This window comes from Lentzea sp. NPDC102401 (assembly GCF_044765805.1).
Taxonomy (GTDB): domain Bacteria; phylum Actinomycetota; class Actinomycetes; order Mycobacteriales; family Pseudonocardiaceae; genus Lentzea; species Lentzea sokolovensis.
The window spans coordinates 393,776-420,177 of record NZ_JBIWKS010000001.1; the positions used below are offsets into that span (position 1 = coordinate 393,776).

Consider the following 26,402-nt stretch of genomic DNA (forward strand, 5'->3'; position numbering starts at 1 on the left):
ACTAGAATCTGTTCTTGTTCATGACAAGGCCCATCAGCGTGAGAGGCGCAGTGCGCCCTTGGGGCAGGACGCGACCGCGCGTTCCGCCGCAGACACCTCCGCCGAAGCCAGCTCACCGTCCCGGATCTGCAGAACCTCGTCATCGTCAAGGTCAAACACCTCGGGCAGGATTGACATGCACTCCCCGTGCGCCTCGCACAGCGAAGGGTCGACGCCGACCTTCATCGCGGCCTCCTGACATCAAGTAGAACTTGTTCTAGAGTAGCGGTCATGCGCATCGGTTTCACTCCCGAACAGGAGCAGTTGCGCCAGGAGCTGCGGGCGTACTTCGCCGCGCTCATGACGCCGGAACGCAGAGCGGGCCTCGCCGGTGGCGGCGACTACGGGGACGGTGAGGCCTACAAGGACACCGTCCGCCAGATGGGCCTCGACGGCTGGCTGACCATCGGCTGGCCGCGCGAGTACGGCGGCCGCGACCGTCCGATGATCGAGCAGCTGATCTTCCTGGACGAGGCGTCGGCGGCCGGCGCGCCCGTGCCGTTCCTGACGCTGAACTCCATCGGGCCGACGATCATGAGCTACGGAACGCCGGCGCAGAAGGCGTTCTACCTGCCGAGGATCGCGTCCGGGGAGATCCACTTCGCGATCGGCTACTCCGAACCGGAGGCGGGCACGGACCTCGCCGGGCTGCGCACGCGAGCCGTACGCGACGGGGACGAGTACGTGATCAACGGCCAGAAGATGTGGACGAGCCTCATCCAGTACGCGGACTACGTGTGGCTGGCCTGCCGCACCGACCAGGAGTCGCAGCGGCACAGGGGCCTGAGCATCATCGTGGTGCCGACCACGGCCCCCGGCTTCTCCTGGACGCCGGTGCCGACGATGTCCGGCCCGACCACGAGCGCCACCTTCTACGACAACGTGCGCGTGCCGGCGGCGAACCTCACCGGCGAGGAGCACAAGGGCTGGAAGCTCATCACCAACCAGCTCAACCACGAGCGCGTCGCCCTGTGCTCGGCCGCACCCCTGCAGACCGCGCTGCGCGAGGTTCGTCAGTGGGCGGACGACACCGGTGCCGCGAAACAGGAGTGGGTGCGCCTGCACCTCGCCCGCGTGCACGCCAAGACCGAGTTCCTCAAGCTCATCAACTGGCGGATCGCGTCCGGCGGTGACGACGCCCCGTCACCCGCGGAGGCTTCCGCCACCAAGGTGTTCGGCACCGAGTTCGCCACCGAGGGCTACCGGCTGCTGATGGAGGTGCTGGGCGCCAACGGAATCGTGCGCACCGGCTCACCGGGAGCGTTGCTGCACGGCCGGGTGGAACGCATGCACCGGTCGTCGCTGATTCTCACGTTCGGCGGCGGCACCAACGAGATCCAGCGGGACATCATCGCGCGCGTGGGCCTCGGTTTGCCCGCGGTGCCCCGATAAGTCGCTTCGGCAAGGAGACTTCGTGGACTTCACCCTGACCGAGGCGCAACGCGAGCTCGCCGCCCTGACCCGCAAGATCCTCGACTCGTCGGACTCACCGTGGCTCGATCTCGTGAAGTCCGGGGTCGTGCCGGAGCAGCCCGACGACTTCGGCGTGCTGGAGCAGTGCTCGGTGCTGATCGAACTGGGCCGCGCCGTGTCCCCCGTGCCCTACCTGCCTGCGACGGTCGCGGCGTCGGCGCTCGCCGAGTTCGGCACGCCCGAGCAGCGCGAACGCTGGCTCACGCCGGGAACCGTGCTGTCCGTGGCACTCGCCGAGGCCGACGGCGTGAAGACGACCGTGCCGTTCGCAAGGACCGCGGCCGCTTTCCTGGTGGCACAGGACGAGCAGGTGTTCCTCGTCGAGCCGGACCAGGTGGAGATCACCGCGCAGGAGCTGGTCGACGGCTCGGTCGCGGGATCCTTCGAGCATTCCGGTGGGGAACTGGTGCCGGGCCTCTCCCCCGGCTGGCTGATCACGAGGTACACGCTGGGGTTGTGCGCTCTGCAGCTCGGCGTGACCGAACGCGCGCTGGAGCTGACGGCCGAGTACGCGCGGACCCGTGTGCAGTTCGACCGGCCGATCGGCAGCTTCCAGGCGGTGGCGCAACGGCTTGCTGATGCGTACATCGACGTCGCGGCCATCCGTTTGACGCTCTGGCAGGCGGCCTGGCGGCTCTCCGAAGGCCTGGACGCTTCAGAAGAGGTGGCCACCGCGAAGTTCTGGGCTGCCGACGCAGGACACCGCGTCGCGCACACCGCCGTGCACGTTCATGGCGGCACGGGCATCGACATGAGCCACGAGGTGCACAGGTACTTCACGGCGGCCAAGCGCAACGAGTTCGAGCTGGGCGGGGCGACCGCCCAGCTCCTCAAACTCAGCGCAGCTTGGTGAGGCGTTCGACCGTCGCGTCGAACTCCGCCAGCAGCTCGGCCATCACGTCCGCGACCGGCCGCACGTCGTTCATCCGCCCGACGATCTGCCCGACCGGCATCGACACCACGGACGGATCGTCGGATCGGGCGATCCGCAGATGCGCCTCGCTCACCAGGATGTTCTGCAACGGCATCGGCAACGGGTCCGGGGCGCCCGGCTCGGCCCACGCCTCGGTCCACCGCGTCTTCAGCAGCCGCGCGGGTTTGCCGGTGTAGACGCGGGTGCGGACGGTGTCGCTGGAACCGGCGGCGAGCAACGCCTCCTTCGTGCTGGTGTTGCCCAGGGTGTACTCGGCCGTGGTGAGCCAGTACGAGCCCATCCACACCCCGGAGGCGCCCAGCGCCAGCGCCGCGGCCGCCTGCCGGCCGGAGCCGATGCCCCCGGCGGCGAGCACCGGGACGTTCACCGCGTCCACGATCTCCGGCACCAGCACCATCGACGCGACCTCACCCGTGTGGCCGCCGGCCTCGTAACCCTGCGCCACCACGATGTCGACGCCGTTGGCGACGTGCCTGCGCGCGTGCTCGGCCTTGCCCGCCAAAGCAGCGACCGGAACTCCGGCCGCGTGCACTCGTTCGATGACGTCGGTGGGTGGCGAGCCCAGGGCGTTCGCGATGAGCCGGATCGGGTGTTCCAGCGCCACGTCGACGTGCGATCGCGCGACCGAGTGCAGCCAGCCGAGCACGCCCTCGCCGCCTTCGCCGTCGGGCAGCGGGGGCACGCCGAGCTTCAGCAGCGTCTGTTGCACGAACTCCTTGTGGCTCTGTGGAATGAGTCCGGCCAGGTCGATCTGCGTGCCTTCCTTCGGCACGGTCGCGGGCATGACGATGTCGACGCCGTACGGTTTGCCCTCGGTGTTCTCGTCCATCCACGTCAACGCGCGGTCGAGGTCCTCCGCGTCGTTGAACCGCACGCATCCGAGGACGCCGAGCCCGCCCGCCCTGCTGATCGCCGCCGCCACGTGCTCGGACGGCGTGAAACCGAAGACGGGGTGCTCGATGCCGAACTCGTCACACAGGCTGGTGCGCATGGTCCTCCACGTGGCGCCTCGCCCACTGGTAGTCGGGTTTGCCGCTGGGGGTGCGGCCGATCTCGCCGACGAGCCACAACGACCGCGGCACCTTGTAGCCGGCGAGGGTCTCGCGCACGTGAGCGTCCAGTTCGGACAGTGTCGGCGTCGCACCGTCGCGCGGCTGGATGATCACGCCGACGCGCTGGCCGAGCAGATCGTCCGGGATGCCGATCACGAGCGCGTCGAACACGTCCGGATGCGACTTCAGCACTCCCTCGACCTCTTCCGGGAACACCTTCTCGCCGCCGGTGTTGACGCAGGTGTTGCCGCGCCCCAGCAACGTGACGTCGCCGTCCTCCTCGAACCGGGCGAAGTCGCCGGGCACGGTGAACCGCTTGCCGTCGACCTCCACGAACATCCGCGCGGTCTTCTCGGGGTCCTTGTAGTAGCCGATCGGGATGTGCCCGCCGCGCGCCAGCTTGCCGATCACGCCGGGCACGGGCTCGAGCTTGTTGCCATCGTCGTCGATGACGATGGTGTCGTCGTTGAGCTTCACCTTGGTGCCGTCGGTCTTCACGATCTCCTTCGACACCGCGCCGATGCCGGTGGACCCTGTCTCGCTCGACCCGATCGACTCCAGCAGCGTCGTGTGCGGCAGGTGCTCCTGGTACTGCTTCTTGACGGTGTACGAGAACAGGGCGGCGCTGCTGTTGAGGATGAACAGCGACGAGCCGTCGTAGGAGCCGCGCTGGAACTCCTCGATCAGCGGCCGGCCCATGGCGTCTCCGGTGATGGCGGCGACCTGGACCTTTTCCCTTTCGATCACCCGCCAGATCTCGGCGGGGTCGAACTTGGGCACCAGCACCACCGTGCTGCCGCTGAACAACGCGCCGAGCACGGCCCACTGCGCCGCGCCGTGGATCAGCGGCGGCAGGCACAGCCTGACGAGCCCGTAGTCCTTGCCGGCCTTGGACTGCTGCCACTCGTCGGTCAGCCGCTCGCCGGTCACGAAGTCGATGCCTCCGCCGAGCGTGCGCCACACGTCCTCGTGCCGCCACATCACGCCCTTGGGCATGCCGGTCGTGCCGCCGGTGAACAGGATGTAGAGGTCGTCCGGGCTGCGCGGCTCGAAGTCCCGTTCCGCCGACTCCTCGGCGAGCGCGGTCTCGTAGTCGGCGCCCCCGAACGTCTCCTCTGTCTCGTCGTCGATCACGACCGTGTGGCCGGGGGCGCCGACCTCCGCGACCAACGGCGAGTACCGCCGTTCGTGTACGAGTGCCTTCAGATCCGCTTCACCGAACAAGTACTGCAACTCGTTCTTGGTGTAGCGGTAGTTCACGTTGATGGCCACGGCACGCAGCTTGAAGACCGCGAGCATGGCTTCGACGAGCTCGATCGAGTTGCGCGCGTAGAGCCCCACGTGCGCACCCTGTGTCACGCCGTTCTTTGCCAGGTGGTGAGCCAGTTTGTTGGCTCGCGCCTCAAGTTCGGCGTAGGTGACCCTCTTGGACCCGCACACGAGCGCGGTCCGGTCGGGCACGGTGTCGGCGGCGTGTTCAACGAGGTCTGCGACGTTGAGGGCCATGGTAGGCAAAGTAGAACGTGTTACTGTTCTGGACAATCCCCCGTGCGGTCAGACTCGATCCAGGAGGCACGTGAATGACGACCACGACGGAACCACATGCGTTGGTGGACTTGGTCGGCAACGTCCTGGTCGTCACGATGAACCGCCCGGAGGTCCGCAACGCGTTGTCCGGCCCGATGCTGGCCATCATGCGCGAGGCGTGGGACCGCGTGGACTCCGATCCGGACGTGCGCGTCTGCATCCTCACCGGCGCTGGCGGCTCGTTCTGCGCGGGCGCGGACCTGAAAGCCATGACGTCCAACCATCCCAGCGAGAACGCCGGCAAGTTCGACTTCTCCGTCATCGAACCACTGCTGAAAGGTCGTCGATTGACGAAACCGCTCATCGCGGCGGTGGAAGGACCCGCGGTCGCGGGCGGCACGGAAATCCTTCAGGCGACGGACATCCGAGTGGCCGGCGAGAGCGCGCGGTTCGGCGTCTCCGAGGCGCGCTGGGGCCTGTTCCCGCTGGGCGGCTCGGCGGTCCGGTTGCCACGGCAGATCCCGTACACGGTCGCGGCCGACCTTCTGCTGACAGGACGGCACATCCGCGCGACGGAGGCCAAGGAGATCGGGCTGATCGGGCACGTCGTGCCGGACGGTCAGGCGCTCGACAAGGCGATGGAGCTGGCCGCGTTGATCACGGCCAACGGGCCGATCGCGGTCCAGAAGATCCTGCAGACCATGCGGGAGACCGAGGCCATGCACGAGAACGACGGGTTCGAAGTGGACGCTCGGCTCGGGATGGAGGTGTTCTCCAGCGAGGACGCCAAAGAGGGCCCTCGCGCCTTCTCCGAGAAGCGCAAGCCGGAGTTCAAGGGCCGCTAGACACCTCCCGAACCAATTCGTTCGCGCCCGTAACACTTCGCGCGACTGCTCCGATCTGCGTATCAAACATCCGCGGTCCGGGGCAGGTGCAGGTCTTGAAACACTCCGATCAGTCGGCCGAGAACGACATCAGCGGGGATGTCCACGGCACGTCGTTGCAGGCCACGTCGATGGGCGACGTCTATCTCGGCGAGCCCGCCAGGCCCCGGTGGCTCAAGGCGGTGCAGTACCTGGCGGTGCCGGCGGTGGCGGTCATCGCGGGCGCCACGCTGACGGCCGTCCAGCTGGTGTCGCCGAACGAGCCGATCACGGAGACCCCGCTGGCCGGGGCGAGTTCTGTCCCGGCGGAGACCACCACGACCCCGTCATCGTCCTCCGCGGCCGGTGCGCAGACTCCGGCCACAATGGCCGGTGCGAACCGTCCGGTGCCGCCCGGATCGACCCCGCGCACCGCGAGTGGCACCTCGATCACCGCCACGCACGCCCCGAAGACCAAGGTCACCTCGCCCGCACCACCGATCACGCAGTCCGGCGTGCGGTACAGCGGCAAGCTGCGGTTCGGCAGTTTTCACCTGGACCCCGCCACCCCGCGCGACGTGCCGGAGTCGAACGTCTGGGCGCTCACCCCGACCCGCCTGCACGGCGACCCCGGCTACTGGCTGGCGGAGTGGCACGGCGACGGTGTGCCGGGGCAGCAGGAGTGCGTGGCGCACCTCGAGAAGAACTCCACGCTGGACGCGGACAACGTGGTCGTGGGCAGCCGGGTCTGCGGCAAGACCCCTGAAGGCCGGATCTTCCGCATCGACGTCACGGTGCTGGACGGCAGCGCGATCACCGGCCAGGTCACCGTGTGGGAGTCCTCCTAGACGTCGCTCGGTTCGCGACGGAGGTCGTTAGCATCGGATCCGTGAGACCTGTCGTCATCGTCGACCTCGACGACTGCCTGATCCCGGACGGCGCCGCGGCGCGTGCCGCCATCGCCGCCGTGCTGGACGAGCTCGCGATCGCCGCGACCGAGCAGGCCGTCGACACGGTGCTCGCCGCCGCCCGCCGGGAATGGCGCGACCACAGGCGCGTCACCCATCGCGAAGTCGAACGGGTCGCGTCCTGGGAGGCGCTCTGGGCGGACTTCCACGAACTGCCGATGCCGAGCGAGACCGTTCAGGCGCTGGTCGGCAACGACGTGCGAGCGTGGCGGCTCGCCCTGGACGACCTGGGAAGCACCGCCGACGCCGCACGGGCCGCACTGGCGTTCCGCAGGCTGCGCAGGGCTTTGGTGCGGCCGTTCCCCGGCGTGGAGTCCGCATTGGACTCGCTGCGCGAACGCCACGAACTGTGGCTCGCCACGGACGGCTGCCGGTCGCTCCAGCGCGCGAAGATACAACTGTCCGGGCTGGCAGACCGGTTCGAGCGCGTGTTCGTCTCGGGCGAGGTCGGGCATCCGAAGGGCACCGCCGAGTTCACGGCGGCCGTCCGCACCGCTCTGACGGACGGCCGGACCGTGTGTCTCGTCGCGGGCGACAGCACGACCACCGATCTCCTGCTCGCGGAGACCGGTGGCTGGCCTTTCGTGCAGATCACCGACGAGGTGCGGTTCGTGGACGTGCCCGCACTTTGCCGCTGTTCCTAGTGGCATGACCCAGAACATCGGCTGGGTAATTCACGCTCAGCAGGGCACCTCGCGGCGCGTCTGACCGCGAATTCGCCCGGCGACGTTCTGGGCCACGCAACTAGACGTCGTTGGCCGCGATGTACCCGAACGTCATGGCGGGCCCGATCGTCGACCCCGCCCCGGCATAGCTGTGGCCCATCACGGCCGAGCTGACGTTGCCCGCCGCGTACAGCCCTGCAATCACCGAACCGTCCGGCCGCAGCACGCGGGCTCGCGCGTCTGTGACCAGGCCGCCCTTCGTGCCGAGGTCGCCGGGCACGATCTTGAAGGCGTAGAACGGCGGCGCCCACAGCGGCGCGAGGCACGAGTTCGGGAAGACCGCGGGGTCCGTGTAGTAGTGGTCGTAGGCACTGTCGCCACGTTTGAAGTCGGGGTCGCGGCCGGTCATGGCCTGGCCGTTGAACCGGCTGACGGTCGACTTCAGGTTCGCGCCCGGCACGCCGATGGCCGAAGCCAGGCCGTCCAGAGACCAGTTCTTCACCACGGCACCGGACTGGTACCAGCCGTCGGGCAGCGGCAGGGTCGGGGCCACGTCGGCGAACAGGTACCTGTTGCGGTAGTTCTGGTCCACGACCAGCCAGGCCGGGATGCACGGATCGGCGGGGTTCTTGTCGTACATGACGTGCACGACGTCGCTGTAGGGCGCGGCCTCGTTGACGAAGCGCTTACCCGCCGCGTTGATCATCAGGCCGCCGGGGAGCGTGCGTTCGGCGAGACAGAAGTACGGGGAGCCCGGCGTCGGGATGGCCGGTCCCCACCAGGCGTCGTCCATCAGGTCGAGCGCCGCGCCTGCCCGTTGGCCCGCGCGGTGACCGTCGCCGGTGTTCTCCTTCGCGCCGACAGTCCACTGTGTACCGATCGGCTGGCGTTGGTACTGGGCGCGCATCGCCGCGTTGTGCTCGAAGCCGCCGGAGCCCATGATCACGCCGCGTCGTGCGCGTACGACGCCCCGCGAGGTCAGCACCCCCTTGACGGCGCCGTTCTCCACGAGCAGGTCCTGGAGGCCGGTGTTGAGCCACACCGGGACGTTCGCCTGCATCAGGCCCGCTCGCAGACCACCGGCCAGCGCCTGGCCCATGGTCAACGGCTTCTGGCCCGCCAGCGCGGCGGCCGTACCACGAGCCAGCGCCGCCGCGGCCGTCGCCGCACCCTTCGCGTTGACCAGGGCCAGCGCCAGCCACTTGTAGTCGGCGCCGTAGATGACCATGCCCGCCGGGGTGGCGAGGTAGGGCGCGTTCAGGTTCGCGAGTTCGGCGCCGAGGATCCGGCCGTCGATCATCTCGGGTTCGATCGAGCGGCCCTTCGCGATGCCACCGGGGTATTCCGGGTAGTAGTCGCTGTAGCCGTCCATGTGCCGGAAGCGCAGCGGGCTGTTGCGCATGACGAACGAGATCATCTGCGGCCCGTGCGACAGGTAGGCCTGCTGCCGCACCAGCGGGATGTCCCCGACGACCGCCGCCATGTACTGCGCGGCCTTCGCGGGCGTGTCCGGGATGCCGGCCGCGAGGATGACCTCGTTGTTGGGGATCCAGATGCCGGCACCGGACCGGGCGGCCGAACCGCCGTAGGTCGGTGCCTTCTCCACGACCACGCAACTCAGGCCGCGTTTGGCGGCGGTGAGCGCGGCGGTCATGCCGGCCGCACCCGCGCCGACGACCACGACGTCGAACTCGCCGAGGTCCGCGGAGGCCGATGACGGCTTCACCAGTCCTGAGGCCAGCGCGAGACCGGCTCCGGCGAGCACCTGACGGCGGTTCAGGTTCATGGGGTCACTCCAGACATCGTCTTCCGGTGGTCCCAGCTGGCGGTCTTGGTCGGACGGAAGATCACGGCGGCGCGCCGGGACATCGCCTTGCGCAACGCTTCACGAGCATCGGGATCATCGCCGACCTCGCCGAAGTTGCGCGCCACCACGGCGTCCACTACTGGGCCGAGCTCGGTGAACTCGGTGACGCCCTCCATGTGCACGCCGCGCAACTGGTCGTAGGTCTCCCCCGCCTCGGCCAGCACGCTGCAGCGCGGATCCCGTTGCAGGTTCACGATCTTCTGCGACTTGCGGTCGGTGCAGAACACGAGTTCGCCGTCCACCCACGCGAACCACATCGGCGCGAGGTGCGGCAGCCCGTTGCGGCCGATGGTGGCGACGATCAACGTCTTCTGCTCACCCAGAAACGCCTCGACCTCTTCGGCCGACATCTTGATCGCGTCACGCACTGCCTGAACTTCCTTCTTGGCTGCGCAGCTTTCGCTTGTACAGCTTGCCGTTCGGATCCCGCGGTAGCTCAGCGAGGTACTCGACAGTACGCGGCAGCTTGAACTTCGCGAGACGGGTGCGCGCGAACTCCAGCAGTTCCTCGGTCAGAGCGTCCGAAGCCTCGACGCCATCGGCAGGCTGCACGACGGCCTTGATCGCCTCGCCCCAGTCCGGATGCGGCACACCGAACACGGCGACGTCCGCGACCTTGGGGTGGCAGATGAGCTCACCCTCGATCTCGGCAGGGTAGATGTTCACGCCACCGGAGATGATCATGTCGTTCTTGCGGTCGCACAGGAACAGGTAGCCGTCCTCATCGAGATACCCGATGTCCTGCAACGTGAACAGCCTGCCCACCCGCGCGGCACGGGTCTTCTCCGCGTCCTTGTGGTACTCGAAGGTCGCGTCGCCCATCCGCATGTAGACCAGGCCCTGTTCGCCCACCGGCAGCTCGGTGCCGTCCTCACCCAGGATCTTGATCTCGGACGTCGGCCACGGCAGCCCGACGGAACCCGGTTTGCGCAGCCATTCCTGAGCGGTGATCGCCGTGCCGCCGCCCTCGGTGGCCGCGTAGTACTCGATCACGACCGGCCCCCACCAGTCGAGCATGCGGCGCTTGACCTCCAGGGGGCACGGTGCCGCGCCGTGGATCATCGCGCGCAGCGAACCCATGTCGTACTTGGCTTTGACGTCGTCCGGCAGCGCCAGGAGCCGGTGGAACTGGGTCGGCACCATGTGGCTGTGGGTGACCTTGTGCCGTTCGATCAGCCGCAGCATGTCCTCGGGTGCCCAGTGGTCCATGAGCACCGCGGTGTGGCCGAGCTGGATCGAGATGGTCACGAAGTTCAGCACGGCCGTGTGGTAGAGCGGAGATCCACAGAGGTGCACGTGGCCGTCGTGCGGCTTGATCCCGAAGATGCCGAAGAACCAGGGCGCGGACGGCGGCACGACGTCGGGGTCGGCGCCGGTCAACGGCCTGCGCACGCCCTTGGGCCGGCCGGTCGTGCCGGAGGTGTAGAGCATCGGCGACCCGGTGGTGCGCCCCTCGGGACGACCTTCCTCCCCGGCGCCGAGCTTCGCCAGCGGATCGAAGTCCGGGATGTCCCCGACCGCGAACCGCGCGTTGGCGGGCAGGCTGGCCGAGGCCTCCGCGGCGGCGGCCGCGAACCGTTCGTGGGCAACGAAAGCCTTGGCTCCGCTGTCCTGCACGAGGTACGCGACCTCGGCCCCGGTCAGGTGCCAGTTGGCCATCACGACGTAGAGGCCGGTCTGGAAGGCGGCGAAGTACACCGACACCAGGTCGGCGCTGTTGGGCAGCATCAGCACGATGCTGTCGCCGGGTTCGAGCCCCAGGGCCCGGAACCCGCGTCCGTAGCGGTTCGCGGAGTCCGCGAGCTCCGAGTAGGTGATCTCTCGACCACTCGGATCGACCAGCGCGGTCAGGTCCGGCTGATCGGCAGCGATGTTCCAGAGTCCTGTGACCACACCCTCAAAGTAGAACGCGTTTCACCTACTGACAAGCCTCCGACAACGCCTTGATCGAGGCAACGTCGCGGCAGCCGACGAGCAGCGTCGTGACGCCCGCCTTCTCCCACCGGCGAACCTCGTCGCGCACGTGCTCGGCGTTGCCGACGATGCTGATCTCGGCCACCAGCTCGTCCGGAACCACCTGCGCGGCCTCGTCCTTGCGGCCCGCCTGGAAGAGCTTGCCGACGTCCTCGACGACCTCGCCGTATCCCATGCGGGTGAACACCTCGGCGTGGAAGTTCATCCCCGGCGCACCCATTCCGCCGATGTACAAAGCGACGAACGGCTTCAGCATGGCGCGCACCGAGGCCGGATCATCCGTCACGACGACCTGGCAGGTGGCCGCGACCTCGAAGTTCTCCCTACTACGCCCTGACTTGGCGAACCCCTCGTCGAGCCATTCGTCGTACATGCCGGCAAGCCTTGGCGCGTAGTATATGGCGAGCCACCCGTCCGCGATCTCGGACGTCAGCGCGACGTTCTTCGGACCCTCAGCACCGAGCCAGATGGGCAGGTCAGCGCGCAGCGGGTGGGTGATGGGCTTCAACGGCTTGCCGAGTCCCAAAGCGCCCGGCCCCTGATAGGGCAACGGGTAGTGCGGGCCGTCGTTGCGCACCGGCGCCTCGCGGGCCATCACCTGACGCAGGATCGACACGTACTCCCTGGTCCTGGCCAGGGGTTTCGCGAACGGCCGCCCGTACCAGCCCTCCACGACCTGCGGCCCGGACACGCCCAGCCCGAGCACGAACCGGCCACCGGAGAGGTGGTCCAGGGTCAGCGCGTGCATCGCGCAGGCGGCGGGTGTGCGCGCCGACATCTGCACGACGGACGTGCCGAGCCGCACCCGCGAAGTCCCGGATCCCCACCACGCCAACGGGGTGAACGCGTCCGACCCCCACGCCTCGGCGGCGAACACCGCGTCGAAGCCGAATTCCTCCGCCGCCGCCACGAGTTCGGCGGCGTTCTGGGGCGGACCGGCGCCCCAGTACCCGAGCTGCAGACCGAGCTTCATGCACCCATCTTGCCACCATTTCGAGAACCTGTTTCACTTTGATCTGTGACTCGGCCGCTGAGTGCTCCGCTCGACGTTGGCTTCGACTACACGCGCTCGCTCGGCCCGACGCTGGGCCGGTTCCTCTCGGATCTCCGCCGCCGCAGGGTGACCGGGATCCGCGGCAGTGACGGGCGTGTGCACGTCCCGCCGCTCGAGTACGACCCCGTGACCGCCGAACGCCTCCATGAGTTCGTGGACGTGACGGCGACCGGTGTCGTGCGCGGGTGGTCGTGGATTCCCGAACCCCTCGAAGGACAGCCGCTCGACCGGCCGTTCGCGTGGGCGTTGATCCAACTCGACGGCGCGGACACCTCGTTGCTGCACGCCGTCGACGCGGGTTCGCCGGACCAGATGGCGACCGGAAAACGCGTGCGCGCGAGGTGGCGTGGCGAACGCGTCGGCGCGATCACCGACATCGAGTGCTTCGAGATCTCCGACGAGCCCGCCGACCCACCCGCCGACGCCGAGGCCGTCACGATGGTCACGACACCGGTGAACCTGCACTACACGCACTCGGCGTCGCCGACGGAGGACCCGTTCCTGCGCGGTCTCATGGAAGGCAGGCTGATCGCCCAGCGCTGCCCGGTGTGCGAGAAGGTCTACTTCCCGCCGCGCCCCGCCTGCCCCGTGGACGGCGTGCCGACGACGGACCAGATCGAGCTGTCCGACCGCGGCACCATCACCACTTACTGCGTGGTCAACGTGCCGTTCCTCGGCCAGCGCATCCCACCGCCGTACGTCTCGGCGTACGTGCTGCTCGACGGCGCGGACATCCCGTTCCTGCACCTGCTGCTCGGCGTCGCACCGGAGGACGTGCGGATGGGCATGCGCGTGGAGGCGGTCTGGAAGCCGCGCGAGGAGTGGGGCCCGACGATGCAGAACATCGACCACTTCAAGCCGTCCGGCGAGCCGGACGCGCCGTTCGACTCCTACTCCCAGCACCTGTGAGGCTCGCGTGCGTGACATTGCGGTAGTCGGCTTCGCGCAGACGCCCTGCGTGCGCGAGACCGACGGCACCACCAACGGTGTCGAGATGCTGGTGCCGATCTTCCACGAGGTGCTCGGCGGGCTCGGGATCACCAAGACCGACATCGGGTTCTGGTGCTCCGGTTCCTCGGACTACCTGGCCGGGCGCGCGTTCTCGTTCGTCTCCGCGGTCGACGCGATCGGCGCCTTCCCGCCGATCGCCGAGTCGCACGTCGAGATGGACGCGGCCTGGGCCCTGTACGAGGCATGGGTGAAGCTGCTCTGCGGCGAGATCGACACCGCCCTCGTCTACGGCTTCGGCAAGTCGTCGGCCGGCCAGCTGCGGCGGGTCATGGCCATGCAGCTCGACCCCTACCTCGTGACGCCGCTGTGGCCGGATTCGCTCGGCCTGGCCGGGATTCAGGCGCGCATGGGCATCGAGAACGGGCTGTGGGACGAACGCGCGATGGCCGCCGTGGCCGCGCAGAGCCGTTCCGCCGCCCTCTCGAACCCGCTTGCCCAACTGTCCGGCACGGTCGACGCCGACGAGTTGCTGAACTCGCCTTACGTCACGGATCCGTTGCGCCGTCACGACTGCGCGCCGATCACCGACGGCGCGGCCACGATCGTGCTGGCTGCCGGAGATCGTGCACGAGAACTGTGCGAACGTCCAGCGTGGATCACCGGCTTCGAACACCGGGTCGACTCACCGTCGTTCGGCACGCGCGACCTCACGACTTCTCCTTCAGCGGTAGCGGCGGGCAAGGCAGCGGGCACCGACGGTGTCCAGGTGGCCGAGCTGCACGCGCCGTTCACCCACCAGGAAATCCTGCTGCGCCAGGCACTCGGGCTCGGCGACGACGTGACCGTGAACCCGTCCGGCGGAGTGCTGGCGGGCAATCCTATGTTCGCGGCCGGGCTGGCGCGCATCGGTGAGGCCGCCCGCAGGATCCACGACGGCTCGGCGACCAAGGTCCTCGGGCACGCCACCAGTGGACCGCTCCTCCAACAGAACCTCGTCTGCGTGATGGAAGGGCGGGAGTAGATGCGACCGGCAGCAGTGGTCGGCGTCGGCCAGACGCACCACGCCGCGAAGCGCCTCGACGTGTCGATGGCGGGCCTGTGCCGTGAGGCGATCGACCGCGCGATGGCCGACGCCGGTGTGGACTGGTCCGACATCGACGCCGTGGTCCTCGGCAAGGCACCGGACCTGTTCGAGGGCGTGATGATGCCCGAACTGTTCCTCGCCGACGCCCTGGGCGCGGTCGGGAAACCGTTGCTGCGCGTGCACACCGCCGGTTCGGTCGGCGGCAGCACGGGTAACGTGGCGGCCTCGCTCGTCCAGTCCGGCGTGCACAACCGCGTGTTGGCCGTGGCGTTCGAGAAGCAGTCCGAGTCGAACGCGATGTGGGCGCTGTCCGTGCCGACGCCGTTCACGATGCCCGTGCACGCGGGCGCGGGCGGCTACTTCGCGCCGCACGTGCGTTCCTACATCCGCCGAGCCAGCGCTCCCGAGCACATCGGCGCGATGGTCGCCGCCAAGGATCGGCGCAACGGCGCCAAGAACCCCTACGCGCACCTCAAACAACCGGACATCACCGTCGAGTCGGTGCAGGCCTCCACCATGTTGTGGGACCCGATCCGTTACGACGAAACGTGTCCCTCCTCGGACGGCGCCTGTGCGGTGGTGATCAGCGCGGAACCCACGTCGGGCCAGGCCGCCTGGATCCGCGCGACCGCGATGCGCACCGAGCCGACGACGTTCGCCGGACGCGACCAGGTCAACCCTCAGGCGGGCCAGGACGCCGCGAGGGCGTTGTGGAAGCAGGCTGGCATCACCGACCCGCTGTCCGAAGTGGACGCCGCCGAGATCTACGTGCCGTTCTCGTGGTTCGAGCCGATGTGGCTCGAGAACCTCGGCTTCACCGACATCGGCCAGGGCTGGAAGCTCACCGAGGCCGGCGAGACCGAGATCGGCGGCCGCCTGCCGGTGAACCCCAGCGGCGGCGTGCTCTCGTCCAACCCGATCGGCGCCTCCGGTCTGCTGCGCTTCGCCGAAGCGGCCATGCAGGTCATGGGCACCGCGGGAGACCATCAGGTCGACGGCGCGCGGGTCGCGCTGGGCCACGCGTACGGCGGTGGTTCGCAGTTCTTCGCCATGTGGGTCGTAGGATCGGAGAGGCCGTGAAGTTCACCGTCGGTATCGCCATGAGCCCGCTCGACCAGCTGACCGAGCTGGCCCAGTGCGCCGAGGAGTGCGGCTACGCCTCGATCGCGCTGCCGGACTCCCTGTTCTTCTCGGAGAAGGTCTCCGCGGACTACCCGTACACCCCGGACGGCTCCCGCATGTGGAACGCCGAAACGCCGTGGGTGGACCCGTTCGTCGCCGCCGCCGCGATGGGCGCCGTGACGTCCAGGATCAACTTCTACACGCAGGTGCTGAAACTGGGCTCCCGCAACCCGTTGCTGCTCGCCCGCCAGGTCGGCTCGGTCGCGCACATGACCGGCAACCGCTTCGGGTTCGGCGTCGGCCTCGGCTGGTCGCCGGAGGAGTTCGAGTGGTGCGGTGTGCCGTACAAGAACCGCGGCCCGCGCGTGGACGAGATGATCGACGTCCTCAAGCTGGTGCTCGGCGGCGGAATGGTCGAGTACCACGGCGACTACTTCGACTTCGACCGGCTGCAGATGTCGCCGGCACCAACGTCGCCGGTGCCGTTCTACGTCGGCGGCCACTCCGCCGCCGCGTTGAAACGCGCCGCCCGCGTCGGTGACGGCTGGACGTCGGCGATGATCAAGTTCGAGGAGCTCAAGTCGGTGATCGCCCAGCTCACCGACCTCGGCTGCTTCGAGCGGCCGTTCGAAATCCAGGCCGTGTGCATCGACCGGTTCGGACTCGACGGCTACAAGCAGCTCGACGAGATCGGCGTGACCGACACGATCGTCGTGCCGTGGCTGTTCTACGGCGTCGGCTTCGACGGCAGCCTGCAGGCCAAGAAGGACGGACTTCGGCGCTTCGCCGACGAGGTGATCGGAGAGTTCGCGTGACCGCAGTGACCTGGACGGCGTCCAAGACCGAAACCCCCGCCCGTTTGGCCTCGTGGCGTTCCATGGAGGCCGTGTCGAGCGGTCTCAAAGAAGACTGGCTGGCGCTGTTCGCCGAGGACGCGGTGGTCGAGGACCCGGTGGGTCCGTCGATGTTCGACGCCGAGGGCAAGGGCCACCACGGCAAGGAGGCGATCGCGGCCTTCTGGGACCTCGCGATCGCGAACGTCGAACGCTTCGAGTTCGCGATGCACGACTCGTTCGCGGCGGGCTCGGAGTGCGCGAACGTGGGCACGATCAGCGCGTTCCTGCCCGGCGGTGCGCGCGTCGACACCGAAGGCGTGTTCGTCTACAACGTGGGCGAGGACGGGCTGATCAAGTCGATGCGGGCGTTCTGGGAGACCGAACGCGCCCTCGCGACGCTCCGCGTCGAACCCTGACGTTGAAGAGGCGTCTGCAAGTACTACCAACTCTGAGTTGGCGGTACTTGCAGACGCCTTGACAGCTAGGAGTACTGGACTCGGAACTCCTTGATCCCGTTGAGCCAGCCGGACCGCAGGCGGCGCGGCTCCGCGACCTGCTTGATGTTCGGCATGGCGTCCGCGATCGCGTTGAAGATCAGGTCGATCTCCAGCCGGGCGAGGTTCGCGCCGATGCAGAAGTGCGCGCCGCTGCCGCCGAACCCGAGGTGCGGGTTGGGGTCGCGGAGGATGTCGAACTTCTCGGGCGCCTCGAAGACCTCCTCGTCGAAGTTGGCCGACGAGTAGAACATCCCGATCCGCTGGCCCTGCTTGATCTCCACGCCACTCAGTTCGGTGTCGGCCATCGCGGTGCGCTGGAACGACACCACCGGCGTGGCCCACCGGACGATCTCGTCGCCGGTGGTGGCCGGCCTGGAGTCCTTGTACAGCTCCCACTGCTCGGGGTGGTCGAGCAACGCCTTCATGCCGTGCGTGATGGCGTTGCGCGTGGTTTCGTTTCCGGCCACGGCGAGCAAGAGCACGAAGAACCCGAACTCCTCCGACGCGAGCCCAGCGCCGTCCACGTCCGCCTGGACGAGCTTGGTGACGATGTCCTCACGTGGGCACTTCCGCCGATCCTCAGCCATCGTCCACGAGTAGCCGAGCAGTTCAGTGGCGGCGGTGAGCGGCTCGATCTCGAACTCGGGGTCGTCGTAGGCGATCATCTGGTTGGACCAGTCGAAGATCTTGCGGCGGTCGTCCTGCGGGATGCCGATCAGCTCCGCGATGGCCTGCAACGGCAGCTCACAGGCGACGTCCGAGACGAAGTCGCCGGTGCCCTTGTCCAGCGCCTCCGCCACGATCCGCTCGGCGCGTTCGGTCAACGCGTCACGCAGGCTGTTCACCGCCCGAGGCGTGAACCCACGCGAGACGATCGCACGCTGCTTCGTGTGCGTCGGCGGGTCCATGTTCAGCAGGAGCAGCCGCTGCATCTCGATGTTGTCGCGCGGCATGTCGTCCTTGAACCGGATGATCGCCGTGTTCTCACGGCTGGAGAACAGGTCGCTGTTGCGCGAGACCTCCTTGACGTCGTGGTGCTTCGTCACCACCCAGAAGCCCTCGTCGGGGAACCCGCCCTTGCCCAGCGGCTTGGAGTTCCACCAGATCGGCGCGGTCTGGCGCAGTTCGGCGAACTCCTCGAACGGCAGCCGGCTCGCGTACATGTCGGGGTCGGTGAAGTCGAAGCCTTCCGGGATGCGCGGCTTGCTCACAGGCACCTCCTAGGTGGAACGCGTTCTATCCGATTCAAACACGCTTGCGGCTTGTATTGAAGGCCCCAGACGGCCAATCTGGAGCAACACAGGAACGTGTTCTAGTTCTCCAGGCCTAGGAGGCTCGCGTGGGCAGTCCGGTGATCGTGGGAGCGGTGCGCACGCCCATCGGCAGGCGGAACGGCTGGTTGTCCGGCCTGCACGCCGCCGAGCTCCTCGGTGCGGCACAACGAGGTCTTCTTGACAGGACGGGTCTCGATCCGTCCACTGTCGAACAGGTCATCGGCGGCACCGTCACCCAGGCGGGCGAGCAGTCGAACAACATCACCAGGACGGCCTGGCTGCACGCGGGCCTGCCGCACACCACCGGCTGCACCACCGTCGACGCCCAGTGCGGCTCGGCGCAGCAGTCCACGCACCTCATCGCGGGTCTCATCGCGGCGGGCGCCATCGACGCCGGCATCGCGTGCGGGGTCGAGGCCATGAGCCGGGTGCCGTTGCGCAGCAACATCGGCGACACCGGCATGCCGCGGCCCGACTCGTGGACCATCGACCTGCCCAACCAGTTCGTCGCCGCGGAACGGGTGGCGGAACGGCGCGGGATCGGGCGCGAGGAGGTCGACCGGTTCGGTGTCCAGTCGCAGAACCGGGCGCGGGCGGCGTGGGCGGCGGGCCGGTTCACCGCCGAGGTGGTGCCGGTGAAGGTCGGCGAGGACCTCGTGGACACCGACCAGGGCCTCCGCGAAACCAGTCTGGAGGCGTTGGCGGCGTTGAAACCCGTCGTGCCGGACGGCGTGCACACCGCCGGGACCTCGTCGCAGATCTCGGACGGCGCGTCCGCTGTGATGGTCGTGGACGAGGAGTTCGCACGGGCGCACGGGCTCAAGCCGCGCGCTCGGATCGTCACGCAGTGCCTGGTCGGGTCGGACCCGTACTACCACCTGGACGGACCGGTCGACGCCACCGCGCGGTTGCTGAAGCGCAGCGGCATGAAGATGGCGGACATCGACCTGTTCGAGGTCAACGAGGCGTTCGCGTCCGTCGTGTTGTCGTGGGCGGCGGTGCACCGGCCGAACCTGGACCGGGTCAACGTCAACGGCGGCGCGATCGCGATCGGTCACCCCGTGGGCAGCAGCGGCACCCGGCTGATCACCACGGCGTTGCACGAGTTGGAGCGCAGGGACGCTTCGACGGCGTTGATCACGATGTGCGCGGGCGGTGCCATGGCCACCGGCACGATCATCGAGCGGATCTGAGGTCTGCTGCCGGGTAAGGGGTCCGCCGGCTCTCGTGCTGGAACCGGCGGTAGAAGTCCTTCATCACCGCTGCGACGTCGTTGTGGCGGTGGAGGATCGCCGCGACCCGTGGCGGAACTCCCTGTGAGCGCAGCTGGTACGCGAACCACATCACCAGGTGCGTGACCGTGTAGAAACGGTCGTAGTCCCGGTTCTCGGCGAAGAACGCGGTCTCCTCCTCGGACAGGTCGAACCGGGAGGAGATCGCGAGGCCGTAGTCGGCGAAGTACAGGCGTTCGCCGTCGGTCAGGACGTTCTGGAAGTGGCCGTCGAAGTGCAGCAGGCCGCGGGAGTTCATGAACTCCACCCCGGTCGCCATCTCCCGTTCGACCATCTCGCAAGCGCTTTCTAGGTCGTCCTGGGTGTTCAGCCAGTCGTGCAGGTTCTGCGGGACGTACTCCAGGAACAGCGCGATGCTCGCAGTCGACTTCTTCAGCGCCTCGATGCGGGGACCCACCTCCGGTCCCCAGTAGTCGACTGCCTGATCAAGTTCCGCGGACAACGTCTGGCCTGGGTGCGGCAGGACCCGCCAGTGGTACGTCAGCGAGAAGCCCTCGTGCTCGCCCGCCAGCACCCAGTCCGTCGTCATGGTGTGCACGGCCAGCTCACGCCAGGCGCCGAAGCCCGCCGACCCGATCAAGCCGACGCCGTAGTGGGCGTGCACGGGCAGGTCGTAGAGGTTCGCCGTCGATCCGGCGTGCCGCAGCTCCAGGTCGGTCAGCGGCAGCCGCTTCACGAAGACCGGGATCCCGCCGACGTACACCAACGCCGTCGGCCCGCCGATTCCCGCCCCTCTCGGCTCGGCGGCGTCTACCAGGTCACCGAGTTCGCGGTCGCTGAGCAGCGCCAACGCGGCCGAGACGGTCCTGTAGGAGTCCAGACGGGTCACACGATCGAAGTTACTCGGCTCCGTAGACCGGCGTCGGGTGGTCGTCGGCGACCAGCTTGCGGACGACACTCCCCAGTTCCTCGGGAGACCAGCGCTCGCCCTTGTCGATCTCCGGTCCGCGCTGCCACCCGTGCACGACGCAGACACGTCCGCCGTCGACCTCGAACATCCGGCCGGTCACGTCCCCGGCCTCCTCACTGCCGAGCCACACGACCAGCGGCGAGACGTTCTCCGGGGCCATCGCGTCGAACCCGTCCTCCGGCGCCGCCATCGTGTCCGCGAACGTCGCCTCGGTCATCCGCGTGCGGGCGGCCGGAGCGATCGCGTTGACCGTGATGCCGTACCGGGCCAGTTCGGCGGCCGCGACCAGCGTCATCGACGCGATGCCCGCCTTGGCCGCCGAGTAGTTCGCCTGCCCGACGCTGCCGAAGATCCCCGCACCGGACGACGTGTTGATCACCCGGCCGGACACCGCACCGCCTGCCTTGTGCACGGCACGCCAGTGCGCGGCGGCGTGGTGCAGCGTCGCGAAGTGGCCCTTCAGATGAACGCGGACGACCTCGTCCCACTCGTCCTCGCCGCAGCTCACGATCATGCGGTCGCGCACGATGCCGGCGTTGTTGACGAGCACGTCCAGTCCGCCGAACTCCGACACCGCGGTGTCGACCACCCGTTGCGCACCTGCCCAGGTGCCGACGTCGTCGGTGTTGACGACGGCCCGTGGCCCGATCAGCTCCGCCACCTCGCTCGCGACCGCCGCGGACAGGTCGTTCACCACGACCCGAGCCCCCGCCGCACCGAACGCCAGCGCGTGGGCACGGCCGATGCCCCGCCCGGCCCCTGTCACGATCACAACCCGGTTCATGAAGAGCCCCCATCGGCAGCGGTCAGGAACGCGGGTGTCTCTCCCCCGCCGTGCACGACCAAGGTCGCGCCGCTGACGTAGGACGCCAGCGGTGAAGCCAGGAACACCGCGCACGCGCCGATCTCGTCCGGCGACGCGAGACGCCCCAACGGCACGGTCCGCGCCACGGCCTCGATCCCCGCCTCGGAGCCGTAGTGCAGATGCGACTGTTCTGTGCGCACCATGCCCACGGCCAACGCGTTGACCCGTACCTTCGGCGCCCACTCGACGGCCAGTGACGAGGTCAGGTTGTCGAGCCCGGCCTTCGCGGCGCCGTAAGCGGCGGTTCCGGGCGACGGACGCCGTCCGCTGACGCTGCTCACGTTCACGATGGACCCGCCGGAGTCCTGCTTCTGCATGACCTCATTGGCAGCTTGAGACACCAGCAACGGCGCCAGCAGGTTCAACTCGACGATCTTGGAGTGGAACCGGGGCGAGGCCCTGTCCGCCAACGCGAACGGCGCCCCACCCGCGTTGTTGACCACGACGTCGAGCCTGCCGTGTTCGGCGACGATCCCGGACACCAAGGCAGCCACCTGCTCCGCGTCCCGCACATCGCACGACACGAAAGACGCTCCATCCACCTCCGATGGACGCCGAGCACACGTCACGACGACAGCCCCGGCCGAGAGGAACGCACGGGTGATGCCCAGACCGACACCCCGCACGCCGCCCGTCACGAGGACGACTGCTCCGTCGAGGTCCAGTTCCACCAGCACCTACCCCGGTCGCTTCGGCACTGCTAAGTTACCAAGCAATCGCTTGGTTCGGAAGGCGGCTCCATGGGAATCTCCAGCAGCCACACCGAAAACGGCATCATCGAGGTCACCGTCGACTATCCCCCGGTGAACGCCATCCCGTCGCAGGGCTGGTTCGAGCTGGCCAGGGCCATCACGGCCGCGGGCGAAGATCCAGATGCCCGCGTGGTGATCCTCAGGGCGGAGAACCGCGGCTTCTGCGCGGGCGTCGACCTCAAGGAGATCCAGCGCGCCGAGGGCTACAACGCGCTCGTCGCGGCCAATCGGGGGTGCGCCAAGGCTTTCGCGGCCGTGTACGACTGCGAGGTGCCGGTGATCGCCGCGGTGAACGGGTTCTGCCTCGGCGGAGGCGTCGGGCTGGTCGGCAACGCGGACATCATCGTCGCGTCCGACGACGCCACGTTCGGGCTGCCCGAGGTCGACCGGGGCGCGCTCGGCGCGGCCACGCACCTGGCCAGGCTCGTTCCGCAGCATCTGATGCGCACGCTCTACTACACGGCCCGCAACGTCAGCGCGCAAACGCTGCACCATCACGGCAGCGTCGTCGAGGTCGTGCCGCGCGCACAACTCGACGACGCGGCGCGCGAGATCGCCAAGGAGATCGCCAAGAAGGACACGGCGGTGATCCGCGCGGCCAAGGAGGCCATCAACGGCATCGACCCGCAGCGCGTGCACCAGAGCTACCGCTTCGAGCAGGGCTTCACCTTCGAACTGAACCTCACCGGCGTGTCCGACCACGCCCGGCAGGCCTTCCTGGACGGAAACCATGCGCGACAAGCGAATGACAGCTGACGAGGTCGTCGGCGAGATCAAGGACGGGATGACCGTCGGCATCGGCGGCTGGGGCTCGCGGCGAAAGCCGATGACCCTGGTCAAAGCGCTGCTGCGGTCCGGCGTCAAGGATCTGACGGTCGTCACGTACGGCGGTGCGGACGCCGGGTTGCTGTGCGCGGCGGGCAAGGTCCGCAAGCTCGTCTACGGCTTCGTCTCGCTCGACTCGATCCCGTACGACCCGTGGTTCAAGCGGGCGCGCGAGACCGCCGCGATCGAGGTGCTGGAGCTGGACGAGGGCATGTTCCAGACCGGGCTTCGGGCTGCCGGGCACCGGTTGCCGTTCCTGCCGATCAGGGCCGGTCTTGGCTCGGACGTGCTGAAGTACGCGCCGGAACTCAGGACCGTGCGGTCGCCCTACGACGACGGCGAAGAACTGGTCGCGATGCCGGCGTTGAAGCTCGACGTCGCGTTGGTGCACCTCAACCGCGCGGACAAGCACGGCAACGCGCAGTACCTCGGGCCGGACCCGTACTTCGACGACCTGTTCTGCCTGGCCGCGGACCGGCGTTACGTCTCGTGCGAGCAGATCGTGGAGACGTTCGACGGACCGCCACAGACGTTGCTGCTCAACCGGATGATGGTCGACGGCGTGGTGGAAGCACCGGGTGGGGCGGGGTTCACGAGCTGCGTCCCCGACTATCCGCGCGACGAAGCGCTTCAGCGTTCCTATGCCGAAGCGGCCTCCGACCTGGAGAAGTGGCCGGAGTTCTACGAGAGGTTCCTCGGATGAGCGACATCACGCGAGCCGAAGTCTGCGTGGCGGCCTGCGCCGACCTGTTCCTCGGAGCCGGGGAGACGCTGGCCAGCCCGATGGGCCTCATCCCGTCTCTCGGCGCCAAACTCGCCCGCCTCACCACCGAACCGGACCTGCTGCTGAGCGACGGTGAGGCGTTCCTGCTCACGCCCGAGTCCACTGTGGAGGGATGGCTGCCGTACCGGAAGGTGTTCGACGTCGTCGCGCACGGCCGCCGGCACGTCGTGATGGGCGCGAACCAGGTCGACAGGTTCGGCAACCAGAACATCTCCGCGATCGGCGACCACGCCAAGCCCACCCGGCAGCTGCTCGGGTTCCGCGGCGCGCCCGGCAACACCGTCAACCACCGCACCAGCTACTGGGTGCCGCGGCACAGTCCGCGCGTGCTGGTCGAGGCCGTGGACGTGGTCTCGGGCGTCGGCTACGACCGCGCCGTCGGGCCGTTCCACGACATCCACCGCGTCGTCACGAACCTCGCCGTGCTCGACTTCGACACCCCGGACCACTCGATGCGCATCGTCTCCGTGCACCCCGGTGTGTCAGTGGACGAGGTCCAGAAGCAGACGTCGTTCCAGCTCATCGCTCAGGACGTCACCGAGACCCGGCTCCCGACCGACGAGGAACTCGACCTGATCAGGACCAGGCTCGATCCGGGCAGCAAGCGCGACAGGGAAGTCCCGCAGTGAGAACCGCGCTCACCGACCTGGTCGGCGTCCGGCACCCGGTCGTGCAGACCGGCATGGGCTGGGTCGCGGGACCGCGCCTGGTCTCCGCGACCGCCGAAGCAGGCGGGCTCGGCATCCTCGCCTCGGCGACCATGACCTACCCGGAGCTGGAAGCCGCCATCAAGGAGACCCGGTCCCGCACGTCCGCGCCGTTCGGCGTGAACCTGCGGGCGGACGCCTCCGACGCGCCGGAGCGGATCGACCTGCTGATCCGCGAACAGGTGAAGGTCGCTTCCTTCGCGCTGGCACCGAAACCGGACATGATCGCGAAGCTGAACGACGCCGGGGTCGTCGTGATCCCGTCGATCGGGGCGGCGAGGCACGCGGAGAAGGTCGCGAAGTGGGGCGCCCACGCGGTGATCGTCCAGGGTGGCGAGGGCGGCGGCCACACCGGCGGCGTCGCCACGACCCTGCTGCTCCCCAGCGTGCTGGACGCCGTCGACATCCCGGTGATCGCGGCCGGTGGCTTCTTCGACGGCCGAGGCCTCGCGGCGGCGCTCGCGTACGGCGCGGCGGGCATCGCGATGGGCACCAGGTTCCTGCTCACCCGGGAGAGCACGGTCCCGGACGCGGTGAAACAGGCCTACCTGCAACGGGATCTCAACGGCACGGTCGTGACGACCCGCGTCGACGGCCTGCCGCACCGCGTCCTGCGGTCGGATCTCGTCGAGCATCTCGAAAAGTCCGGCAGGCTCAGCAGCCTGGCGCGGGCCGTCACCAACGCGGCCAGGTTCCGCCGGCACACGGGGCTGAGCTGGCGCGCGATGATCCAGGAGGGCCTGGCCATGAGGCACGGCAAGGACCTCACCTGGTCACAGGTGATCATGGCAGCGAACACGCCGATGCTGCTGCGCGCCGGCCTGGTCGAGGGCAGGACCGACGCGGGCGTGCTCGCGTCCGGCCAGGTCGCCGGACTGCTGGGCGACCTGCCGACGTGCGCCGAACTGATCGAGACCATCGTCAAGGACGCCGAGGCTGCGATCGACCGGCTCAGAGCCGTTCGATGATCGTCACGTTCGCCTGACCGCCGCCCTCGCACATCGTCTGCAGCCCGAACCGGCCACCCGTCCGCTCCAACTCGTGCAGCAACGTCGTGAACAGCTTGGTGCCGGTCGCGCCGATCGGGTGGCCCAGCGCGAGCGCTCCCCCGTTGACGTTGACCTTCCCGAGGTCGATCTTGAGCTCCTTGGCCCAGGCCAGCGCCACCGACGCGAACGCCTCGTTGATCTCGAACAGGTCGATGTCCGAAATGGACATCCCGGCCCGCTCCAGCGCGTACCGGGTGGCCCGGATCGGCGCGGTCAGCATGTAGATCGGGTCCGAACCGCGCGCCGACATGTGGTGCACCCGAGCCCGAGGCTTCAGCCTGTACTCGCGCGCCGCCTGTTCCGAGACGACCAGCACCGCCGAGGCGCCGTCGGAGATCTGCGACGACAACGCCGCCGTCGTCCTGCCCCCAGGCCGCAACGGTTGCAGCGCCGCCATCTTCTCGACGCTCGTGTCCGTGCGCGGGCACTCGTCGGCCGCGACCCCGTTGACCGGCGCGATCTCGCGGTCGAACCGGCCTTCCTTGATCGCCGTGATCGCACGGAGATGGCTCTGCAGCGCGAACTCCTCCATCTCGCGGCGCGACAGGTCCCAGCGCACGGCGATCAGGTCGGCCGCCCGGAACTGGTTGACCTCCTCGTCGCCGTAGCGGTGCCGCCAGCCCTCGCACCCCTCGAACGGACTGACGGTCATGGCCGACCCGATCGGCACCTGCGACATGTTCTGCACGCCGCCCGCGACCACGACGTCGGCCGTTCCGGACATCACCGCCTGCGCCGCGAAGTGCAGCGCCTGCTGGCTCGACCCGCACTGCCGGTCGACCGTCACGCCCGGCACCTGCTCCGGGAATCCCGCCGCCAGCCAGGACGTCCGCGCGATGTCACCCGCCTGCGGGCCGACCGCGTCCACGCATCCGAAGATCACGTCGTCCACGTCCGTCGGGTCGACGTCGACGCGGTTGAGCAGCGCCGTGATCACGTGCGCGCCGAGATCGGCGGGGTGCACGTGGCTCAGTTCGCCGCCACGCCTACCCGCCGGAGTCCGCACAGCCTCGATGATGTACGCCTCGGCCACGAGGG

27 protein-coding genes are annotated in these 26,402 nt (G+C 68.6%); 15 read left to right on the forward strand and 12 right to left on the reverse strand.

The window, feature by feature from the left end; all coding sequences use genetic code 11:
* Positions 1 to 33: 33 nt before the first annotated feature.
* Positions 34 to 225, reverse strand: a complete 192-nt coding sequence (locus tag ACIRG5_RS01890; protein WP_402898665.1) for a ferredoxin — start codon at positions 223 to 225, stop codon at positions 34 to 36.
* A gap of 45 nt (positions 226 to 270) precedes the next feature.
* On the opposite strand from ACIRG5_RS01890, the gene ACIRG5_RS01895 reads away from it, so the two are divergent.
* Together ACIRG5_RS01895 and ACIRG5_RS01900 are read left to right on the forward strand one after the other, a co-directional pair.
* Positions 271 to 1,431: an acyl-CoA dehydrogenase family protein gene (locus tag ACIRG5_RS01895; RefSeq protein ID WP_402898668.1), complete on the forward strand. Its 1,161-nt coding sequence runs from the start codon at positions 271 to 273 to the stop codon at positions 1,429 to 1,431.
* A 22-nt stretch (positions 1,432 to 1,453) separates the two neighbouring features.
* Positions 1,454 to 2,365 carry an acyl-CoA dehydrogenase family protein gene (locus tag ACIRG5_RS01900; protein ID WP_402898670.1) on the forward strand — a complete coding sequence of 304 codons (912 nt, stop codon included), beginning with the start codon at positions 1,454 to 1,456 and terminating at the stop codon, positions 2,363 to 2,365.
* On the opposite strand, the gene ACIRG5_RS01905 is transcribed toward ACIRG5_RS01900, so the two are convergent.
* Positions 2,349 to 3,437 (reverse strand): NAD(P)H-dependent flavin oxidoreductase, encoded by a 1,089-nt coding sequence (locus ACIRG5_RS01905; protein ID WP_402898672.1) that lies wholly within the window; start codon positions 3,435 to 3,437, stop codon positions 2,349 to 2,351. The two genes, ACIRG5_RS01900 and ACIRG5_RS01905, sit on opposite strands and share 17 nt — an antisense overlap.
* A complete protein-coding gene (locus tag ACIRG5_RS01910) occupies positions 3,418 to 5,004 on the reverse strand; it encodes an acyl-CoA synthetase (RefSeq protein ID WP_402898675.1) in 1,587 nt (528 codons plus the stop codon). Before ACIRG5_RS01910 ends, ACIRG5_RS01905 begins: the two co-directional genes overlap by 20 nt.
* A 74-nt stretch (positions 5,005 to 5,078) precedes the next feature.
* On the opposite strand from ACIRG5_RS01910, the gene ACIRG5_RS01915 reads away from it, so the two are divergent.
* From ACIRG5_RS01915 to ACIRG5_RS01925, 3 genes are all read left to right on the forward strand, one after another.
* The gene (locus tag ACIRG5_RS01915) at positions 5,079 to 5,870 is read left to right on the forward strand and encodes a crotonase/enoyl-CoA hydratase family protein (protein ID WP_402898677.1); all 792 of its coding nucleotides are present in this window, start codon (positions 5,079 to 5,081) and stop codon (positions 5,868 to 5,870) included.
* A 95-nt stretch (positions 5,871 to 5,965) separates the two neighbouring features.
* The gene (locus ACIRG5_RS01920) at positions 5,966 to 6,736 is read left to right on the forward strand and encodes a hypothetical protein (protein WP_402898679.1); all 771 of its coding nucleotides are present in this window, start codon (positions 5,966 to 5,968) and stop codon (positions 6,734 to 6,736) included.
* 41 nt (positions 6,737 to 6,777) lie between these two features.
* Positions 6,778 to 7,500, forward strand: a complete 723-nt coding sequence (locus tag ACIRG5_RS01925) for an HAD family hydrolase (protein ID WP_402898682.1) — start codon at positions 6,778 to 6,780, stop codon at positions 7,498 to 7,500.
* 100 nt (positions 7,501 to 7,600) lie between these two features.
* On the opposite strand, the gene kstD is transcribed toward ACIRG5_RS01925, so the two are convergent.
* Genes kstD through ACIRG5_RS01945 form a run of 4 tightly spaced genes read right to left on the reverse strand, consistent with a single transcriptional unit; the run spans position 7,601 to position 12,335 of the window.
* On the reverse strand, positions 7,601 to 9,307 hold the full coding sequence (kstD, locus tag ACIRG5_RS01930; RefSeq protein WP_402898685.1) for a 3-oxosteroid 1-dehydrogenase: 1,707 nt from the start codon (positions 9,305 to 9,307) through the stop codon (positions 7,601 to 7,603).
* Positions 9,304 to 9,756, reverse strand: a complete 453-nt coding sequence (locus ACIRG5_RS01935; protein WP_402898688.1) for a pyridoxamine 5'-phosphate oxidase family protein — start codon at positions 9,754 to 9,756, stop codon at positions 9,304 to 9,306. The genes kstD and ACIRG5_RS01935 overlap by 4 nt, the downstream gene beginning before the upstream one ends.
* Positions 9,749 to 11,281: an acyl-CoA synthetase gene (locus tag ACIRG5_RS01940; RefSeq protein WP_402898690.1), complete on the reverse strand. Its 1,533-nt coding sequence runs from the start codon at positions 11,279 to 11,281 to the stop codon at positions 9,749 to 9,751. The genes ACIRG5_RS01935 and ACIRG5_RS01940 overlap by 8 nt, the downstream gene beginning before the upstream one ends.
* A gap of 25 nt (positions 11,282 to 11,306) precedes the next feature.
* Positions 11,307 to 12,335 carry an LLM class F420-dependent oxidoreductase gene (locus ACIRG5_RS01945; RefSeq protein ID WP_402898693.1) on the reverse strand — a complete coding sequence of 343 codons (1,029 nt, stop codon included), beginning with the start codon at positions 12,333 to 12,335 and terminating at the stop codon, positions 11,307 to 11,309.
* Between the two features lie 45 nt (positions 12,336 to 12,380).
* Here ACIRG5_RS01945 and ACIRG5_RS01950 point away from each other — a divergent pair, with 45 nt between their 5' ends.
* The 5 genes from ACIRG5_RS01950 to ACIRG5_RS01970 are packed head-to-tail and all read left to right on the forward strand — an operon-like array spanning position 12,381 to position 16,825.
* A complete protein-coding gene (locus ACIRG5_RS01950) occupies positions 12,381 to 13,325 on the forward strand; it encodes a Zn-ribbon domain-containing OB-fold protein (protein ID WP_402898696.1) in 945 nt (314 codons plus the stop codon).
* A 7-nt stretch (positions 13,326 to 13,332) separates the two neighbouring features.
* On the forward strand, positions 13,333 to 14,388 hold the full coding sequence (locus ACIRG5_RS01955) for a thiolase domain-containing protein (protein WP_402898699.1): 1,056 nt from the start codon (positions 13,333 to 13,335) through the stop codon (positions 14,386 to 14,388).
* A complete protein-coding gene (locus ACIRG5_RS01960; RefSeq protein WP_402898702.1) occupies positions 14,389 to 15,531 on the forward strand; it encodes a thiolase domain-containing protein in 1,143 nt (380 codons plus the stop codon).
* The gene (locus ACIRG5_RS01965) at positions 15,528 to 16,388 is read left to right on the forward strand and encodes a TIGR03619 family F420-dependent LLM class oxidoreductase (RefSeq protein ID WP_402898706.1); all 861 of its coding nucleotides are present in this window, start codon (positions 15,528 to 15,530) and stop codon (positions 16,386 to 16,388) included. The genes ACIRG5_RS01960 and ACIRG5_RS01965 overlap by 4 nt, the downstream gene beginning before the upstream one ends.
* Entirely contained in the window at positions 16,385 to 16,825 is a 441-nt protein-coding gene (locus tag ACIRG5_RS01970) for a nuclear transport factor 2 family protein (RefSeq protein WP_402898707.1), read from the forward strand. The genes ACIRG5_RS01965 and ACIRG5_RS01970 overlap by 4 nt, the downstream gene beginning before the upstream one ends.
* Before the next feature lie 65 nt (positions 16,826 to 16,890).
* Here ACIRG5_RS01970 and ACIRG5_RS01975 read toward each other — a convergent pair whose 3' ends face one another.
* Positions 16,891 to 18,117, reverse strand: a complete 1,227-nt coding sequence (locus ACIRG5_RS01975) for a cytochrome P450 (RefSeq protein WP_402898710.1) — start codon at positions 18,115 to 18,117, stop codon at positions 16,891 to 16,893.
* Positions 18,118 to 18,245: 128 nt separating this feature from the next.
* Between ACIRG5_RS01975 and ACIRG5_RS01980 the strand changes: the two genes are divergently transcribed.
* Complete coding sequence (locus tag ACIRG5_RS01980; RefSeq protein WP_402898713.1) at positions 18,246 to 19,373, forward strand: steroid 3-ketoacyl-CoA thiolase; 1,128 nt, start codon at positions 18,246 to 18,248, stop codon at positions 19,371 to 19,373.
* On the opposite strand, the gene ACIRG5_RS01985 is transcribed toward ACIRG5_RS01980, so the two are convergent.
* From ACIRG5_RS01985 to ACIRG5_RS01995, 3 genes are read right to left on the reverse strand one after another with little or no spacing between them, the layout of a single operon-like run.
* Complete coding sequence (locus ACIRG5_RS01985) at positions 19,357 to 20,301, reverse strand: hypothetical protein (protein WP_402898716.1); 945 nt, start codon at positions 20,299 to 20,301, stop codon at positions 19,357 to 19,359. The genes ACIRG5_RS01980 and ACIRG5_RS01985 overlap by 17 nt on opposite strands.
* Positions 20,302 to 20,311: 10 nt before the next feature.
* Positions 20,312 to 21,166: an SDR family oxidoreductase gene (locus ACIRG5_RS01990; RefSeq protein WP_402898719.1), complete on the reverse strand. Its 855-nt coding sequence runs from the start codon at positions 21,164 to 21,166 to the stop codon at positions 20,312 to 20,314.
* Positions 21,163 to 21,924 carry an SDR family oxidoreductase gene (locus tag ACIRG5_RS01995; RefSeq protein ID WP_402898722.1) on the reverse strand — a complete coding sequence of 254 codons (762 nt, stop codon included), beginning with the start codon at positions 21,922 to 21,924 and terminating at the stop codon, positions 21,163 to 21,165. The genes ACIRG5_RS01990 and ACIRG5_RS01995 overlap by 4 nt, the downstream gene beginning before the upstream one ends.
* A gap of 63 nt (positions 21,925 to 21,987) precedes the next feature.
* Here ACIRG5_RS01995 and ACIRG5_RS02000 point away from each other — a divergent pair, with 63 nt between their 5' ends.
* The 4 genes from ACIRG5_RS02000 to ACIRG5_RS02015 are packed head-to-tail and all read left to right on the forward strand — an operon-like array spanning position 21,988 to position 25,283.
* On the forward strand, positions 21,988 to 22,755 hold the full coding sequence (locus ACIRG5_RS02000; protein WP_402898724.1) for an enoyl-CoA hydratase family protein: 768 nt from the start codon (positions 21,988 to 21,990) through the stop codon (positions 22,753 to 22,755).
* Positions 22,730 to 23,527 (forward strand): CoA transferase subunit A, encoded by a 798-nt coding sequence (locus ACIRG5_RS02005; protein ID WP_402898726.1) that lies wholly within the window; start codon positions 22,730 to 22,732, stop codon positions 23,525 to 23,527. Before ACIRG5_RS02000 ends, ACIRG5_RS02005 begins: the two co-directional genes overlap by 26 nt.
* Entirely contained in the window at positions 23,524 to 24,237 is a 714-nt protein-coding gene (locus ACIRG5_RS02010) for a CoA-transferase subunit beta (protein WP_402898728.1), read from the forward strand. The genes ACIRG5_RS02005 and ACIRG5_RS02010 overlap by 4 nt, the downstream gene beginning before the upstream one ends.
* Positions 24,234 to 25,283 (forward strand): NAD(P)H-dependent flavin oxidoreductase, encoded by a 1,050-nt coding sequence (locus tag ACIRG5_RS02015; protein ID WP_402898731.1) that lies wholly within the window; start codon positions 24,234 to 24,236, stop codon positions 25,281 to 25,283. Before ACIRG5_RS02010 ends, ACIRG5_RS02015 begins: the two co-directional genes overlap by 4 nt.
* Here the strand turns inward: ACIRG5_RS02015 and ACIRG5_RS02020 are convergent.
* Positions 25,267 to 26,397, reverse strand: coding sequence for an acetyl-CoA C-acetyltransferase (locus ACIRG5_RS02020; protein WP_402898732.1), 1,131 nt, complete (start codon positions 26,395 to 26,397; stop codon positions 25,267 to 25,269). The genes ACIRG5_RS02015 and ACIRG5_RS02020 overlap by 17 nt on opposite strands.
* Positions 26,398 to 26,402 lie beyond the last annotated feature (5 nt).

Bases quoted from the DNA above. Each gene is read 5' to 3' on its own strand.
- kstD (WP_402898685.1), bottom strand. From the start codon at position 9,307: ATGAACCTGAACCGCCGTCAGGTGCTCGCCGGAGCCGGTCTCGCGCTG.
- ACIRG5_RS01910 (WP_402898675.1), bottom strand. From the start codon at position 5,004: ATGGCCCTCAACGTCGCAGACCTCGTTGAACACGCCGCCGACACCGTG.
- ACIRG5_RS01945 (WP_402898693.1), bottom strand. From the start codon at position 12,335: ATGAAGCTCGGTCTGCAGCTCGGGTACTGGGGCGCCGGTCCGCCCCAG.
- ACIRG5_RS02010 (WP_402898728.1), top strand. From the start codon at position 23,524: ATGAGCGACATCACGCGAGCCGAAGTCTGCGTGGCGGCCTGCGCCGAC.
- ACIRG5_RS01990 (WP_402898719.1), bottom strand. From the start codon at position 21,166: ATGAACCGGGTTGTGATCGTGACAGGGGCCGGGCGGGGCATCGGCCGT.
- ACIRG5_RS02000 (WP_402898724.1), top strand. From the start codon at position 21,988: ATGGGAATCTCCAGCAGCCACACCGAAAACGGCATCATCGAGGTCACC.
- ACIRG5_RS01895 (WP_402898668.1), top strand. From the start codon at position 271: ATGCGCATCGGTTTCACTCCCGAACAGGAGCAGTTGCGCCAGGAGCTG.
- ACIRG5_RS01915 (WP_402898677.1), top strand. From the start codon at position 5,079: ATGACGACCACGACGGAACCACATGCGTTGGTGGACTTGGTCGGCAAC.
- ACIRG5_RS01905 (WP_402898672.1), bottom strand. From the start codon at position 3,437: ATGCGCACCAGCCTGTGTGACGAGTTCGGCATCGAGCACCCCGTCTTC.
- ACIRG5_RS02005 (WP_402898726.1), top strand. From the start codon at position 22,730: ATGCGCGACAAGCGAATGACAGCTGACGAGGTCGTCGGCGAGATCAAG.
- ACIRG5_RS01960 (WP_402898702.1), top strand. From the start codon at position 14,389: ATGCGACCGGCAGCAGTGGTCGGCGTCGGCCAGACGCACCACGCCGCG.
- ACIRG5_RS01890 (WP_402898665.1), bottom strand. From the start codon at position 225: ATGAAGGTCGGCGTCGACCCTTCGCTGTGCGAGGCGCACGGGGAGTGC.